Below are 14,846 nucleotides of genomic sequence, written 5' to 3' on the forward strand. Positions count from 1 at the left end.
CTACTTGCCGTTCTCGAACGAGAAGAAGCGATCCGCGGACACGGTCTTCTCGAGCCCTCCGTACTGGACCAGCGCGTCCTGGAGCTCCATGAGCGCCTTCGGGTTGATGTCGGTCCGGTACTTCGTGAGTTCCAGCTGATCCACGACTCCCGCCTGCTCGGGAACATCGGTGAGGAGCTTGCGGATGTGCTCGCGCACCAGATCGGGGTTCGCGTTCGCGTACTCGCAGGCCTCCGTCATCGCCGCGCGGAACCGCTTCAGCAGATCGGCGTTGCCCGTCGCGAAGTCGGCCTTCGAGAAGTACATGTCGAGCGGGCTGCCGGCCGGCAGCGCCTCGGTGTACTGGAAGACGAGGTGGACGCCGTCGATCTTCAGTGCGGACACGGCCGGAGCCCCGATGAAGATCGCCGCGTCGACCTTGCCGTCGGTGAGCGCGGGGAGCCGCTGCGGCCCGGGCAACTCGACGAACTGCACGCCGTCCGGGTTGCCGCCGTCCTTCGCGACCGCGACGCGAATGCCGATGGATGCCAGATCGTTGAGGGAGGCGACCGCGACGCGCTTGCCGACGAGATCCTTCGGGGACTTGAGCGACGGGTCCTTCGCCACGACGGCGGCCTGCTGCTCCTCGCCGCTGATGATCGCGGTCTGCGCGACCGCGGTGATGGGCGCTCCCTTCACCATCGCCCGGATCATCGGCGGGGACGCCGCGAACCCGACATCGGCCTGGCCGTTCATCACCGAGGCGAGGGTGCCATCGAAGGCCGGCGACATGGTCGAGGTCACCTGGATCCCGTGCTTCTTGAAGATTCCCTGCTCCTCGCCGATGAGCAGCGGAATGGTGCCTTCGACGTCGATCGAGGCGACCTTGACCTGATCGACCGCGGTGCTCCCGCCGCCGGCCGGTTCTCCGGCGCTCGAGCAGCCGGAGGCGAGCAGCGCGACCGCCGCCGCGATGGCGACGAGCGCCGCTCCACGTACGTTCAACATGAACCTCTCCTTTGAGTTCAGGGGTGTGCCGCTTTCGATCTCGCGTACCGCGATTTCGAACTAGTACGTATACGTACCATCTGCGAACTTCCCTCACCATACGTGCCGAAATGCGCTCTGTCAAAGGGAATTCTGCGCAAAGAATCAGGAGGTTCGTACACGTACCTTCATGTCGCTTCGAGCCCACCATCCACGCCGCGGAGACGCATCGCCCGGCAGCAGGTCCCCCGAGGCCCTCCCCCGCGCATCGCCACCCTCCGCCGCGACTAGACTGGCCGGGTGACTGAGCGTGTATTGATCAAGGATCTCGCCGCCCGCGAGGACGGCCCCGTACGTGTTTCCGGTTGGGTCGAGAAGGTGCGCGACCAGCGGTACGTGCAGTTCGTCGTGCTCCGCGACGAGAGCGGCGCGGTGCAGCTGGTGAACGGCGGCGTGCTGCGCGAGCCCGACCCCGAGAACCCGCGCTCCGACATCCTGGTCCCGCGCACGACCACCATCTCCGAGCTGACGCAGGGCACCTTCGTCACCGTCGAGGGCGAGCTGCAGCACAACGAGCGCGTCAAGCTCGGCGGCGTCGAGATCCAGATCGAGACCATCGAGGTCGTCACCGCGGCGCTGCCCGACAACCCGATCGCGGCCGACAGCGGCATCGACGTGCGCCTCGACTGGCGCTTCCTCGACCTGCGCCGCCCCGAGCAGAACCTCGTGTTCCGCATCCAGACCACGTTCCTGCACGCGCTGCGCAACGTCTGGGTCGACCGCGGCTTCATCGAGATCCAGACCCCGAAACTCATGGCCTCGGCGTCCGAGTCCCGCGCCGAGCTGTTCGAGGTCGAGTACTTCGAGGGCAAGGCGTTCCTGGCGCAGAGCCCGCAGTTCTTCAAGCAGATGGCCCAGGCCGCCGGCTTCGGCGGCATCTTCGAGGTCGGCCCGGCGTTCCGCGCGGATCATTCCTTCACGTCGCGTCACGCGACCGAGTTCACCTCGATCGACACCGAGCTCAGCTGGATCGACTCCCACGAGGACGTCATGGAGCTCCACGAGGAGCTCATTGTCGCGGGTCTCTCCGCGGTCAAGGAGAAGCACGGCGAGGAGATCCAGAAGCTCTTCGGCATCGAGCTCGAGGTCCCGTCCCGCCCGTTCCCGCGCATCCCCCTCGCCGAGGCGAAGGAGATCGTGAAGGCGGAGGGCTACGAGGTGCCGCGCGCCGACGCCGACATGGACCCCGAGGGCGAGCGCCGCATCGCCGCGCACGTCAAGCAGAAGTACGGCCATGACTTCGTATTCCTCACCGACTACGACGTGTCGATCCGCCCGTTCTACCACATGCGCAACAGCGAGAACCCGCAGCTGACCAACAGCTACGACCTCGTCTACCGCGGCACCGAGATCTCGACGGGCGCGCAGCGCGAGCACCGCATCGAGGTGCTCGAGGCGCAGGCCGTCGAGAAGGGCATGGATCCCGCCGAGCTCGGGTTCTACCTCGACTTCTTCCGCTACGGCGTGCCGCCGCACGGCGGGTTCGGCATGGGTCTGAACCGCGTGCTGATGCTCATGCTGCAGCAGTCGTCGATCCGCGAGGTCACCTACCTGTTCCGCGGCCCGAACCGCCTGCTGCCCTAGCCCGCAGCGCGCGATCGAAGCACGAGTCGAGGCCCGTCCCGCATCAGCGGGACGGGCCTCGACTCGCTTCCCGTTCCTCCTTGCTGTTGGGATATACTCGATGTATATCCCAACAGCAAGGAGGAACGATGACCCGCACCACGGTCTTCCGCAACAACCGGACCCAGGCCGTCCGGCTCCCCAAGGCCGCAGCGTTTCCCGAGGAGGTCCAGGTGGTCGACGTGCGCGTGATCGGCAACGCCCGGGTCCTCACCCCGGCCGGGTCCGACTGGAGCTACTGGGCCGAGAACGGCACCGAGGTCACCGCCGACTTCTGCGCGAACCGCGACCAGCCGGCTCCGCAGGAACGCAGCTGGCAGGCCTGATGCTGCGCTTTCTGCTCGATACCGACATCGCGATCGAGCTGCTCCGTCGGCGAACCCCGGATCTCGTCGCCCGGTGCGAACAGCACGCGGACGAGATCGCGTTCTCCTCGGTCTCGGCGTTCGAACTCTGGTTCGGCGCCGAGCGGTCGAGCGATCCGGTACGCAACCGTCACGCCGTCGACGAGTTCCTCTCCCTGGTCTCCCTGATCGATTTCGACACGGAAGCGGCATCGCACGCGGCCGAGATCAGGGCCGAGCTCGCCCGAGCCGGAACCCCGATCGGTGCGTACGATCTGCAGATCGCCGCGATCGCTCGAGCCCGCGGCCTCACGGTCGTCACCGGCAACCAGCGGGAGTTCGCGCGGGTTCCCGGCTTGCGCGCCGCGGACTGGATGCGCACCGAGTCCTAGCGGCGGCGCAGCACCACCACGGTGTCGTCGAGCGTCGCGGGTGCTCCATCCGGCCCGGTGATGGCCCGGGTGCGCACCTCGGCGGTCACGGTCTCCCAGCCGTCCGGAGCCGGATCCAGCATCGCGAGCTCGGACTCGGGCGACGGGAAGTCGCCGCCGTGACCCGGGGCCCACGAAGGTGCCGCTGCGTGGGAAACGAGCACCAGGCGCCCTCCGGGAGCCACGCGACCCGCTGCCGCTCGCAGGATCCGCTGACGGGGGAGCTCCACGGGCGACTGGAAGAAGCTCGCCGTCACGAGGTCGAAGCCGCGATCCTCCCCGCCGTCGATCCCGGCCGGGTCGCCGGCCCACTCCCCCAGGTCGGCGACGACGAATCGCGCCCGGTCGCCGCCGAGCCCGGCCTCGACCGTGGCGGCCTCCGCGCGGGACACCGCGGTCGGCGAGAGCTCGATCCCGACGGCCCGCCACCCGCGAGAGGCGAGCCAGCGCACATCACCGCCTTCTCCGCAGCCCAGATCGAGCGAGGACCCCGGCGCGAGATCGCCGACCGCGGCGGCCAGCGTCGCGTTGACCCGTCCCGACCAGATGGGCTCGGCACCCGAGTAGCGGCGCTCCCAGAACGCGATGGGCGCTTCTCCGTCCCCGGCTCCACCGTCGGCCGCCGCCGAGCCGTGCCCATGCCCGTGCCCGGCACCGTGCGACGCGGTCATCGCACGACCGCCGTCTCCGCCGTCTCCGCCGCGCGGGCGAAGTCCGCCTCCGCGAGCGCCAGGTTGACCCCGCCTCCGGCCATGCTGCCGCTCGAGACCGCGAGCGGCACCGCCGCCGAGGGATTGACCACGTTGCCGACGGCCCAGATGCGCGGGTGGCTGGTCCGTCCGAGCGGGTCGACGGCGAGGAAGCTGCCGAACGGCGCCTCCGTGCGTGCCAGACCGAGCGCGGCGATCGCGTCGTCGTTCGGGCGGATCGCACCGAAGGTGAACAGTGCGTCGATGAGGTGCATCCGCCCGTCGTCCGTGCGCACGGACCGCAGCACCCCGTCCTCATCGCCGACGACCTCGGCCACGGGCCGGTCGACCAGGCGGATGTTCCGCGCCAGCAGCTCGGCTCGGGTCGCGTCCGCCAGCTCCCCGATCCCGGCGGTGAACACCGTCAGTTCGTCGGTCCACTGCCGCAGCAGCTGCACCTGGTGCAGGCTCATGGGCGAGGTCCCGAGCACGGCGATCCGCTCGCCGCGCACCTCCCAGCCGTGGCAGTAGGGGCAGTGCGCGGCACCGCGCCCCCACTGCCCTGCGAGGCCGGGAATCTCGGGCAGCACGTCCGTGACGCCCGAGGCGAGGATCACGGCGCGCGTACCGATGCTCCGGCCGTCCTCGAGCTCGACGACCAGTCGGGTCTCGCCCGCGCCCGGACGGTCGGGTCCGCCCGCGCCGTCGGCGGCCTCGTCCGGGCGAGGCTCCCGCACGGCGCGCACGCCGACCGCCTCGATCCGCACGCCGTACCCGGCCGCCTCGCGCCGGCCGATCTCGAGCAGTTCCCCGGGGGCGATCCCGTCGTGTCCGAGCACGTTGTGCATGCGGTCCGCGAAGCGGTTGCGGGGCCTCCCGGTATCGAGCACGAGCACGCCGCGACGGGCCCGGCCGAGGGACTGCGCGGCGCTGAGGCCCGCGGCCCCTCCGCCGACGATGATGGTTTCGATCCACTCTGCTGTCATGCTTCCAGGGTTGCCGGGGCATCCAGGTTCTGCAATCATGTTTGCGAAAGCAGCAAGAACGTTCCCCGACGAGGAGACTCCATGCCCGAACTCGACCGGCTCGGCCCCCGCCTGCGGGCCGCGCGCCAGGCCCGCGGATGGACCCTCGAGGAGCTCGCCGGGCGGGCGCAGATGTCGCCCAGCACGCTCTCACGGCTCGAATCGGGCAAGCGCCAGGCCAGCCTCGAACTCCTGCTCCCCCTCACTCGGCAGTTGGGGATCCGCATCGACGACCTGCTCGACCCGCGGGATCGCGACCCCCGGGTCCGTCGACCATCGGTGCAGCGGGACGGCATGACGATCGCTCCGCTCACCCGCGAGGAGTCCGAGGTTCGCGCGTTCAAGATCACCTACCACCCCGACGCTCCCCGGATGACGCCCCGCACGCACGACGGCCACGAGTGGATGTACGTGCTGTCCGGCAGGCTCCGGCTGCTGCTCGGCGATCAGGAGCTCGTGCTCGAACGCGGCGAGGCCGCCGAGTTCGACACGCGGACCCCGCACGCGATGCGCGCCGAGGGCGACCGGCCGGCCGAGACCATCAGCCTGCTCAACACGAGCGGCGAGCGCCTGCACCTGCACGCGCCCGCCGCGGCGGCCGAACCCGAGTAGGGAGCCGCGTTCTCGCTACTCGGCCTCGAACGAGCTCGCCCAATCGCGTACCCGCTGCACGCTCTCCTCCTCGGAGAGGTCCTCGACACGGGTCATGATCGACCACCGCACGCCGAACGGATCGCGGATGCTCGCGAACCGATCTCCCGTGACGAAGTGCGCAGCCGGCTCGCGCACCACCGCACCGGCCGCCACCGCCCGCTCCACCACCGCGTCCACGTCGGGCACGTAGAGCGCGATCGAATAGCAGACGTCGTCCTCACCCTCCGGCGGGGCGACCAGGTGGTAGTCCGGCATCGGCACGCCGAGTTGCAGGCGGCCGTTACCGAAGTCGAGATCGGCATGCGCGAGGACTCCGCCGAACTCGGTCGTGTCGACGACGCGCGCGCCGAACACGTCCCGGTAGAAGGCGAGCGCCTCGCCGGCGCGCGGGATCGCGAGGAAGGGCGTGAGCGAGGTCACGCCGTGGGGAATGCCGTTCGTCGTGTGGGATCCGGTCGCAGCCCGGGTGAGTTCTTCAGTCATGGCGCCAGCGTAGATCCGCCGCCGCGCGCCGTACTTGAACATTCGCGCCAGATCCCGCGACACTGGGAACCGGCTCGCCGAACGGCGCCGCGGCCCTCGGCCGGACACCCCTCGGAGCAGCATGACCGGACGCGACGACGCAGAGCGCGGGACCCTGTTCCCGTCGAGGCTCCCCGAGTTCCACCGCGTGCCCGCGCCGCCCGCAGCGGCCTACGCGATGCGTTGGATCTGGATCCCCGAGTGGGATCTCACCCCCGGCGAGGAGTCCCGGCAGGAGGTGCTGCCGTTCCCCGCGGGCAACCTGGTGATCGAATCCGAGGGCTCGATACTCGTCGGCCCGCCGACCCGCCGCTCGGAGCGCGTGCTGCGCGGCCGGGGCTGGGCGGTGGGCGCGCTGCTCAGGCCCGCCGCGCAGCCGACGCTGCTCGGGCGTCCCGCGGAGCTCCGCGACCGTGCGATCCCCCTCACCGCGCCGGGAGCGGAGGAGCTCCGCGATCGGGTCGTCCGCGCGATGACCGCGCCGACGACGGACGGCGCCGCGCGTCGTGCCGCAGCCGCGGCGCTCCTGATCGAGTGGATCACCGACCGCGTCCCCGCCCCCGCGCCCGGGTCGGACGGCGCCCTCGCGAATCACCTCGCGGCGCTCGTCGAGGATCCCTCGATCACGCGCGTCGAGCAGCTCGCCGAACGGATGCACCTCTCGGTGCGGAGTCTGCAGCGCCTCGCGGATCGTTTCCTGGGCGTTCCGCCCCTCGCGCTGATCCGCCGCCGCCGTCTGCAGGAAGCGGCGCAGCGGCTGCGGGACCACCCGGAGCTCCGGATCGCCGACCTCGCGATCGAGCTCGGCTACGCCGACCACGCCCATTTCACGGGTGACTTCGTCGCGGTGCTGGGCCGCACCCCGAGCGTCTACCGACGCGCGGCCTCGGACACCGGACGGAGCTGAGCGGCGGCCCCGGCTCAGGGGACGAGGTACTGCTTCAGCTGCGCCTGCACGCCGGATCCGACCGCGCCCGTTCCGCCGAGCACCGCGATGCGCTGCGGTTGGAGCCGCGACAGCTCCGAGCCGATCGTCGACGGGATCGATCCCTGTCGTACGAGCAGGATCGGGCCGCCCTGCGCCGCGGCTACCGCGGCCCCGGCGAGCGCGTCCGGGAAGTTCATGCCGTCCGCGACATACGCGATCGGGACGCCCGGTTCCACCGTCGACTCCGAGATCGCGACCGAGGTCTCGAAGCGGTCGGCGCCATCGATCCGCGCCACCTCACCGCTCGCGTACCGCCGCAGCTGGGACTCGACCGTGCGGCTCACCGCACCGGTTCCGCCCAGCACGATGATCTGCTCCGGTCGCAGCCGAGCGAGCTCGGTCTTCACCGCCGCCGGGATCGTCCCCTGCGGCACGAGCAGCACGGGAGCGCCCGCCGCGCCGGCCGCGGCTGCTCCGGCGAGCGCGTCGGGGAAGTTCATGCCGCTCGCCACATAGGCCGCGGGCACCTCAGTCCCGCTGGTCTTCCGCGAGATGGTCGCCGCAGTCTGGTAGCGGTCCGCACCCGCCATGCGTCGCACGGCGTAGTCGGCGTACTGCTCGAGCTCGACCTGCACGGAGACGCTGACCGCCCCGGCTCCGCCGAGCACGATGATGTTGTCGGGCCGCAACCGGGAGAGCTCCGTGCGCACCGATGCGGGGATCGAGCCCGACCGCACGAGCAGCACCGGCGCACCCTCCGCACCGGCCGCCGCCGCACCGGCGAGCGCATCGGGGAACGCGTTCCCGTTCGCGACGTACACAGTCGACGCACCGAACGGGTAGGCCGCCCGCGAGATCGCCGCCGAGGTATCGAAGCGATCCGCCCCGGAGAACCGCTTGACCGCGAGGTTCGCGGCGGTCACGACCGGCCTGCCCGGGAACCCGAGACCGACGCCGGTGCGTTTCTGCGCCGCCGCGAGCGCGACGGGCTTGGCTGACTGCAGCTCCGATGCCCCTCCGAGCCAGACCATGCGATCGATGCCGGTACCGGCTGCACCTTCTCCGAGCCCGACGGTGTATTCGCCGCCGCGCAGCATCGGGAGCGCGTAGGGACGGGACGACAACGGGCCTTCTGCCACGAATCCTGCGTCGAGCTGGATCCAGCGGCCTTCCGCCTTCGCGTAGGGGATGGTGATGGCATCGGCGTCGAAGGAATCGAGCAGACCGGTCGCATTCCCCTCGATCTGCGCGTCGGGCATGGCCATCGCAGTGTCCCATGCGGTGTCGACTCCGTCGGCGACCGGAACGGTCGCCGAACCGTTCTTCGTGAGCAGCAGCTGGCTGAACCAGCCCTGCTCGCAGTCGCAGAGCCCCGACGCGATGAGCACGTAGTCGCCGGGCTCGATGCCCTGGAATTCGTAGCCGCCGTTCGCCTCGATCGGGGACCCGACGAAGTACTCGGTCCCGTCGGTCGAGGCGAGGAATACCGCAGCCATGTCCGTATCCGGATCGAGCAACCCCGCGGGCACGTCGATGGTGCCGTGGAGCGCCGTTCCGCCCGCGATGCTCGCGACTGGCCGCTTCTTGAGCTTGCGCTCGCGAGCGTCTTCGAGCGCCTTCGTCGGAGTCTGCTCCGCCGGAGCGTCCGCGCGAGACGCTTTCGAGGTTCCCGATTCGGCAGCCGAGGCGGCGGGAGCGTCTTCGGCGAACGCAGGCGCAGTGGTCGCCGCGCCCGTCAGCACCAGCGCGAGACTCAGTGCCAAGCCGGTGAGTCTGCGGATCGGTCGTACGGGCACCCTTGCCTCCAGGATCGACGCACGCGCCAGTCGCGTACACGACTCACCTTAGTGGACGGTTCAACCAACAGCGGCGCCCCGCGCTCGCCCCGGTCGCTCAGACGGTGAAGTCGCTCGCGGCCCGGGCCGCGGTGATCTGCTTCATCAGCGCGACCACGGGGAGGTGCTCGGAGTGACCGGCGTACACGGCCAGCCCCTCGGCGTCATCGAAATCGGCGATGAGGGTGACATCGAAGTTGTCGCCGTCGAAGAGCTCGTTGCGACGCACGTCGAGCGCGCGGACCGTCGGAACGCTCTCGCGCAGCGGCTCGATCGCGGCGATCGCGCGAGCGGCCTGCTCATCGCGCTCCTCGCGGGTCTCGCCGTTCAGCTTCCAGCTCACCACATGGCGCAGGGTCATTCGAGTTCTCCTCGGTTCGGGATCGATGGTTCGGATTTCGGGACGGTCGCTCGGAGCTCAGCGCCGGAACAGCGCGAGTCTCGGGCCGTTCGCCGCGCGTTCGATCGCGGCGGTCAGCTTCGCCGGATCGACGCGCCAGATCGCCACCCGCCGGCCGTTCACGAGCACGACCGGGATGTCCTCCGAGTGTCGTCGGGCCAGCTCGGGATCCTGCAGGATGTCGAGCTCCTCGAGCTCGGAGGCGATCCCCCGCTCCGCGGTCTCGGATCGCACGGTCTCGACCACCGCTCGCGCGTCATCGCACAGGTGGCACCCGGGCTTGCTCAGCAGTCGGATCGAGACGGGATTCGGCACTCAGCCAGTGTAGATCCTGCGACTCGTCCCTCGCGCAGGATGACCGGGTGGGACCGCCCGGTCAACGCGCAGGATGACCGGGCGAAGCGGCCGAGACGCAAGAAAGGCGCCGGGCAGAGCCCGACGCCTTTCGTCGATCATGCGCCTCGTGGCGCGAGTCGACTACTTCTTGTTGCGACGCTGGTGACGAGTCTTACGAAGCAGCTTGCGGTGCTTCTTCTTCGACATGCGCTTGCGGCGCTTCTTGATAACTGAACCCATCGGTACCTCACAACGTCTCAGGGTCGCATCGGGTCGATGGCCCACAAAACACACATCCTAACATCGGCGCGCCGCATGAAGCCAACCGAGGGCCGCAGGTATGCGCTCAGCCGCGGAGCCGGAAGCGTGCCACGAGCTCCTTCACCTGGTGCTCGGCCTTGGCCGCGACACGACCGATCCCCTCTGCCGCGGCCGCCACGCCCTCGGGCAGTACCTCCTCGTCCGAGTCCGGGCCGGGCACCGGCTCCCCCGATTCCGTCAGGTATTCGACCGACACCTCGGTCTCGAACCCGGCCGAGAGGAAGGGGATCACGAAGTCCTCGATCATCTCGAGCGGCTCGGGATCCAGCGAGTAGAAGCGGTGCTGCCCCTCCTCGCGCACGGTGACCAGCTCAGAGTCCCGCAGCACCTTCAGGTGCTTGGAGACCGTGGGCTGGCTGATCTCGAGCCGGGCGACGATCTCGGAGACGCTGATCTCCGTACCCTCCAGATGCCGCTCGAGCAGGATCTGCAGGATGTCGCGCCGGGTCGCGTCGGCGATGACTCCGAAAATGTCAGGCATAGCCACCAGGGTAGCCCGCCGGGTGTGTAGCATGACAACCGCGAACCTCGGGGCCGTTGCACCGAATCGTCGGGCGAGTCGGAAGAAGGAGACGTGAGGGCACAGCGCGCGATGCGCAGGACGTCCGCTCCGCTGGCGCAGAAGTCCTGGATCCAGAGCATGATCCAGTCGTCGCCCGCGCGATTCGCGATCCTGGTCTTCTCCGCTCTCATCCTGCTCTGGACCGCGCTCCTCTCGCTGCCGATCTCCTCGGCGGCAGGCACCATCACCCCGCTCGCCGACGCCATGTTCACCGCGGTATCGGCGATCTGCGTGACCGGCCTCTCGACCGTCGACATGGCCAGCCACTGGTCGATCTTCGGCGATCTCGTGATCCTCGCCGGCATCCAGATCGGCGGCATCGGCGTGCTCACGCTCGCCAGCATCCTCGGGCTCACCGTCACCCGGCGCCTGGGCCTGCGCCAGCGTCTCCTCGCCGCGACCGACACGAACCCCATGCGCACGGGTCGCGGCGTCAGCGAGAGCCAGGCGGTCGGCCTCGGCGACATCGGCGGACTGCTCGGCGCCGTCGCGATCAGCCTCCTCGTGATCGAAGCCGCCCTGACGCTGATGATCGCGCCCCGCCTGCTGCTCGAGGGCTACTCGCTCCCGCACGCCCTCGGCAACGGCTTCTACCTCGCGGCCTCGGCATTCACCAACACCGGTTTCGTGCCGCTCCCGGGCGGCCTCGCGCCCTACGAGACCGACGGGTACCTGCTGTCGGTGCTCGCCATCGGCGTGTTCCTCGGCAGCATCGGTTTCCCCGTCATCTTCGCGCTCTACCGTTACCTGGCCGGCGGCGGCTGGCGCGCCCACAAGCGCCTCGGCCTGCACGCCAAGCTCACGCTGACCACCACGATCGTGCTCGTCATCTTTGGCTGGCTCGCCATCGCCGGGCTCGAGTGGAACAACCCGTCGACCTTCGGTTCCCAGAACCTCGGGCAGACGCTGTTCAGCTCCGGCTACATGTCGGTCATGACGCGTTCCGGCGGCCTCGGGATCGTCGATCCGCTCGACATGAACGGCTCGACCCTGCTCGTGATCGACATGCTGATGTTCGTCGGCGGCGGCTCCGCATCGACCGCCGGCGGCATCAAGGTGACGACGATCGCGGTCCTGTTCTTGGCCGCGTACGCTGAGGCCCGCGGGTACCAGGACATGCAGGCCTTCGGCCGCAGGATCCCGAACGAGGTGCTGCGCGTCGCCGTCTCGGTCGTGATCTGGGGCGCGACGATCGTCGCCATCGCCTCGATCACGATCATGCACATGACCGGCCAACCGCTCGACATCGTGCTGTTCGAGGTGATCTCGGCGTTCGGCACGTGTGGCCTCTCCACCGACCTCTCGGCGAACCTGCCCGACGCCGGAAAGTACGTGCTCGCCGCGACGATGTGGGCGGGCCGCGTCGGCACCGTCACCCTCGCGGCCGCGGTCGCGGCGACCAGCCGTTCCCGCATGTTCCGCCTCCCCGAAGAAAGGCCGATCGTTGGTTGATATCCGCAGCGATGCCCCCGTGCTGGTGATCGGACTCGGACGCTTCGGCGCCGCGACCGCGGGCCAGCTCGACCGCCAGGACCGCGAGGTGCTCGTGGTCGACACCGACGCCACCCTGGTGCAGAAGTGGGCCGACCGCGTCACCCACGCCGTGCAGACCGACGCGCGGTCCATCGAGGCGCTCCGCCAGATCGGCGCGGACGAGTTCCAGATCGCCGTCGTCGCCGTCGGATCCTCGATCGAGGCCAGCGTGCTCATCGCCGCGAACCTCGTGGACCTCGGGGTGCCGCAGATCTGGGCGAAGGCGATCTCGTTCTCGCACGGCAAGATCCTCGAGCGCATTGGCGTGCACCACGTCATCTACCCCGAGCGCGAGGCCGGCGAACGCGTCGCGCACCTGCTGAGCGGCAGCATGCTCGACTTCATCCAGTTCGACGACGACTTCGTGCTGGTGAAGATGTACCCGCCGCGCTCGATCCGCGGCCTCGACCTCGAGTCGAGCGGCGTGCGCTCCCGCTACCGGGTCACGGTGGTCGGCGTGAAGACGCCCGGTCAGCCGTTCACCTACGCCACGCCGAGCACCGTGGTGTCGTCCCACGACCTCATCATCGTGTCCGGGACTGCGTCGGACGTGGAGCGGTTCGCCGCGATCGCGTAGTCGCGGATCAGCCCGCCGCGAGCTCCTCGGAGCGGCGGATGTTCGCGGCGAGCGCGCGATCGAAGAGATCGGCCCAGCCGCCCGACTGCAGCACGAGCACGGCCTGTTCGGTCGTGCCCTTCGGGCTCGTGACCCGGCGGCGCAGTTCGGCCGGATCCTCACCGGAGGATTCGAGCAGCGCCGCGGCGCCCGCGACAGTGCCCTCCGCGAGGAGCTTCGCCGCGTCATCGTCGAAACCGAGCCGCTTCGCCGCGGCGACGAACTCCTCGACGAACAGGAAGAGATAGGCGGGCCCCGATCCCGAGACGGCCGCGACGGCGTTGATCCGATCCTCGTCGACCGCGAGCACCCGGCCGACGGTCTCGAACACCGCTCGCACCGTGTCCATGACCTCGGCGTCGGCGGCCACTCCGCCCGCGATGCCGGTGACGCCCTTGCCGATCACCGACGGGGTGTTGGGCATGGCGCGCACGACCGGGTTCACGGCGGGCACGAGGGCCTCCATGCTCGCGATCGTGGTTCCCGCGGCGACGCTGACGACGATCGCGCCGGGTTCGAGGTCCCCCGCGATCTCGCGCAGCACGTCGTGGATCATCCACGGCTTGACCGCCAGGATCACGATGCGCGCGCCGCGCACGGCGATCCGGTTCGCCTCCGGGTCGGTCTCGCTCGCGAACGCGCGCACGTCGTCGGCACCGTCGAACGCCGCAGCGCTGGCCGCGGATCGGGTGGTGACGGTGATGGGGCCGTCGATGCGCACCTCGGGTGCGCGCAGGCCTTCGAGGATCGCGCCGCCCATCGATCCGACTCCGAGGAGGACGGTTCGAGGAAGACGCACGGCGGAAGTATTCGAGTCGCTCACGCCGCCCATCCTAGGATGGATGCACCGCTCCGGCACGGGGCGAACGGAGTCGACGGTCGCCGCCCAGCGCGCGGCCGCGGATCCGGTGGAGTCAGTGTGGAGGGGATCCGGCGATGAGCGCGACCGGCGGCAACAAGGCGATCATCGCGGCATTCCTCGCGAATCTCGGGATCGCCGTCACCAAGTTCATCGCTTGGGCGTTCTCGGGTTCCTCCTCGATGCTCGCCGAGGGCGTGCACTCCCTCGCCGATTCCGGCAACCAGCTCCTCCTGCTGCTCGGCGGCCGCCGTGCGAAGCAGCGCCCCGACAAGGAGCACCCGTTCGGCTACGGCCGGGTGCGCTTCGTCTACGCATTCGTGGTCGCGATCGTGCTGTTCTCGATCGGCGGCGTGTTCTCGGTGTACGAGGGCATCTCGAAGATCCAGAACCCGCACGACCTCAAAGCCCCGTGGCTGCCGATCCTCGTGCTCCTCATCGCGATCGGGCTCGAGAGCTTCTCGCTGCGCACCGCGATCGCAGAGAGCCGTCCGCACAAGGGCACGGCCAGCTGGTTCTCGTTCATCCGCCGGTCGAAGGCCCCCGAGCTCCCGATCGTGCTGCTCGAGGATCTCGCCGCGCTCACCGGCCTCGTCATCGCCCTGCTCGGCGTCGGGCTCACCATCATCACCGGAGAGAGCGTCTTCGATGGCATCGCGACGATCCTCATCGGCGTGCTCCTCATCGCGGTCGCGATCATCGTGGGCATCGAGGTGAAGAGCCTCCTCGTCGGCGAGGGCGCGAGCGACGAGGACGTGGCGAAGATCGAGCAGGCCCTGCTCGCCAACTCCGAGGTCGAGCGCATCGTCCACATGAAGACCCTCTACCTCGGCCCCGACGAGTTCATGGTGGGCGCCAAGATCGGCGTCGCCGCCGACCGCACCATGCGCGAAGTCTCGGTGATCGTGAACCTCGCCGAGCGCCGGGTCCGCGAGGCCGTGCCCGCGGCCCGCATTATCTACGTCGAGCCCGACGTCTACCTCGATCCGAACACGGTGCAGCCCACCACGGGCTCCATCGTCATGCTGTCGAGCGACTGAGTCGCCCCGGCCGCTCCCACGACGCGCTGAGACCGCACCGAGCGGTCACCTTCCCGTAACCCGGGCTTCGCACTCCGGCTACTCGCCGAACGTAGCTTGAGA

At 69.7% G+C, this 14,846-nt stretch carries 18 protein-coding genes; 8 read left to right on the plus strand and 10 right to left on the minus strand.

What is annotated here, in order from left to right; all coding sequences use genetic code 11:
* Window positions 1–987, minus strand: coding sequence for an ABC transporter substrate-binding protein (locus ABD169_RS13930; protein ID WP_344033174.1), 987 nt, complete (start codon window positions 985–987; stop codon window positions 1–3).
* A gap of 279 nt (window positions 988–1,266) precedes the next feature.
* Here ABD169_RS13930 and aspS point away from each other — a divergent pair, with 279 nt between their 5' ends.
* The 3 genes from aspS (at window position 1,267) to ABD169_RS13945 (ending at window position 3,385) form a co-directional block, all read left to right on the plus strand.
* Window positions 1,267–2,610 carry an aspartate--tRNA(Asn) ligase gene (gene aspS, locus ABD169_RS13935; RefSeq protein WP_231580921.1) on the plus strand — a complete coding sequence of 448 codons (1,344 nt, stop codon included), beginning with the start codon at window positions 1,267–1,269 and terminating at the stop codon, window positions 2,608–2,610.
* Window positions 2,611–2,738: 128 nt separating this feature from the next.
* Window positions 2,739–2,975 carry a type II toxin-antitoxin system VapB family antitoxin gene (gene vapB, locus ABD169_RS13940; RefSeq protein ID WP_344033176.1) on the plus strand — a complete coding sequence of 79 codons (237 nt, stop codon included), beginning with the start codon at window positions 2,739–2,741 and terminating at the stop codon, window positions 2,973–2,975.
* Window positions 2,975–3,385, plus strand: a complete 411-nt coding sequence (locus ABD169_RS13945; protein ID WP_344033178.1) for a type II toxin-antitoxin system VapC family toxin — start codon at window positions 2,975–2,977, stop codon at window positions 3,383–3,385. Before vapB ends, ABD169_RS13945 begins: the two co-directional genes overlap by 1 nt.
* On the opposite strand, the gene ABD169_RS13950 is transcribed toward ABD169_RS13945, so the two are convergent.
* A complete protein-coding gene (locus ABD169_RS13950; protein WP_344033180.1) occupies window positions 3,382–4,095 on the minus strand; it encodes a class I SAM-dependent methyltransferase in 714 nt (237 codons plus the stop codon). The genes ABD169_RS13945 and ABD169_RS13950 overlap by 4 nt on opposite strands.
* Window positions 4,092–5,099, minus strand: a complete 1,008-nt coding sequence (locus tag ABD169_RS13955) for an NAD(P)/FAD-dependent oxidoreductase (protein ID WP_344033182.1) — start codon at window positions 5,097–5,099, stop codon at window positions 4,092–4,094. The genes ABD169_RS13950 and ABD169_RS13955 overlap by 4 nt, the downstream gene beginning before the upstream one ends.
* Before the next feature lie 81 nt (window positions 5,100–5,180).
* On the opposite strand from ABD169_RS13955, the gene ABD169_RS13960 reads away from it, so the two are divergent.
* Window positions 5,181–5,750, plus strand: a complete 570-nt coding sequence (locus tag ABD169_RS13960; RefSeq protein ID WP_344033184.1) for a helix-turn-helix domain-containing protein — start codon at window positions 5,181–5,183, stop codon at window positions 5,748–5,750.
* A 15-nt stretch (window positions 5,751–5,765) separates the two neighbouring features.
* Here ABD169_RS13960 and ABD169_RS13965 read toward each other — a convergent pair whose 3' ends face one another.
* Complete coding sequence (locus ABD169_RS13965; RefSeq protein WP_344033186.1) at window positions 5,766–6,275, minus strand: VOC family protein; 510 nt, start codon at window positions 6,273–6,275, stop codon at window positions 5,766–5,768.
* Between the two features lie 121 nt (window positions 6,276–6,396).
* Here ABD169_RS13965 and ABD169_RS13970 point away from each other — a divergent pair, with 121 nt between their 5' ends.
* Entirely contained in the window at window positions 6,397–7,221 is an 825-nt protein-coding gene (locus tag ABD169_RS13970; RefSeq protein WP_344033189.1) for a helix-turn-helix domain-containing protein, read from the plus strand.
* 14 nt (window positions 7,222–7,235) lie between these two features.
* Here ABD169_RS13970 and ABD169_RS13975 read toward each other — a convergent pair whose 3' ends face one another.
* The 5 genes from ABD169_RS13975 to ABD169_RS13995 form a co-directional block, all read right to left on the minus strand.
* Window positions 7,236–9,005 (minus strand): cell wall-binding repeat-containing protein, encoded by a 1,770-nt coding sequence (locus tag ABD169_RS13975; RefSeq protein WP_344033191.1) that lies wholly within the window; start codon window positions 9,003–9,005, stop codon window positions 7,236–7,238.
* A gap of 130 nt (window positions 9,006–9,135) precedes the next feature.
* Window positions 9,136–9,438 carry a Dabb family protein gene (locus ABD169_RS13980; RefSeq protein WP_046456828.1) on the minus strand — a complete coding sequence of 101 codons (303 nt, stop codon included), beginning with the start codon at window positions 9,436–9,438 and terminating at the stop codon, window positions 9,136–9,138.
* 57 nt (window positions 9,439–9,495) lie between these two features.
* Window positions 9,496–9,792, minus strand: a complete 297-nt coding sequence (locus ABD169_RS13985) for a glutaredoxin family protein (protein WP_046456827.1) — start codon at window positions 9,790–9,792, stop codon at window positions 9,496–9,498.
* A gap of 162 nt (window positions 9,793–9,954) precedes the next feature.
* Window positions 9,955–10,053, minus strand: coding sequence for a 30S ribosomal protein bS22 (locus ABD169_RS13990; RefSeq protein ID WP_005504750.1), 99 nt, complete (start codon window positions 10,051–10,053; stop codon window positions 9,955–9,957).
* Between the two features lie 106 nt (window positions 10,054–10,159).
* Window positions 10,160–10,615 (minus strand): ArsR/SmtB family transcription factor, encoded by a 456-nt coding sequence (locus ABD169_RS13995; protein ID WP_046456826.1) that lies wholly within the window; start codon window positions 10,613–10,615, stop codon window positions 10,160–10,162.
* Between the two features lie 159 nt (window positions 10,616–10,774).
* Here ABD169_RS13995 and ABD169_RS14000 point away from each other — a divergent pair, with 159 nt between their 5' ends.
* Together ABD169_RS14000 and ABD169_RS14005 are read left to right on the plus strand one after the other, a co-directional pair.
* A complete protein-coding gene (locus tag ABD169_RS14000; protein ID WP_046456959.1) occupies window positions 10,775–12,148 on the plus strand; it encodes a TrkH family potassium uptake protein in 1,374 nt (457 codons plus the stop codon).
* Window positions 12,141–12,806: a potassium channel family protein gene (locus ABD169_RS14005; protein WP_046456825.1), complete on the plus strand. Its 666-nt coding sequence runs from the start codon at window positions 12,141–12,143 to the stop codon at window positions 12,804–12,806. Before ABD169_RS14000 ends, ABD169_RS14005 begins: the two co-directional genes overlap by 8 nt.
* Window positions 12,807–12,813: 7 nt before the next feature.
* Here the strand turns inward: ABD169_RS14005 and proC are convergent, their stop codons facing one another.
* The gene (proC, locus tag ABD169_RS14010) at window positions 12,814–13,677 is read right to left on the minus strand and encodes a pyrroline-5-carboxylate reductase (protein ID WP_344033195.1); all 864 of its coding nucleotides are present in this window, start codon (window positions 13,675–13,677) and stop codon (window positions 12,814–12,816) included.
* 104 nt (window positions 13,678–13,781) lie between these two features.
* On the opposite strand from proC, the gene ABD169_RS14015 reads away from it, so the two are divergent.
* Window positions 13,782–14,744 (plus strand): cation diffusion facilitator family transporter, encoded by a 963-nt coding sequence (locus ABD169_RS14015; RefSeq protein WP_344033197.1) that lies wholly within the window; start codon window positions 13,782–13,784, stop codon window positions 14,742–14,744.
* Window positions 14,745–14,846 lie beyond the last annotated feature (102 nt).

This window comes from Leucobacter iarius, assembly GCF_039530105.1.
Lineage (GTDB): Bacteria > Actinomycetota > Actinomycetes > Actinomycetales > Microbacteriaceae > Leucobacter > Leucobacter iarius.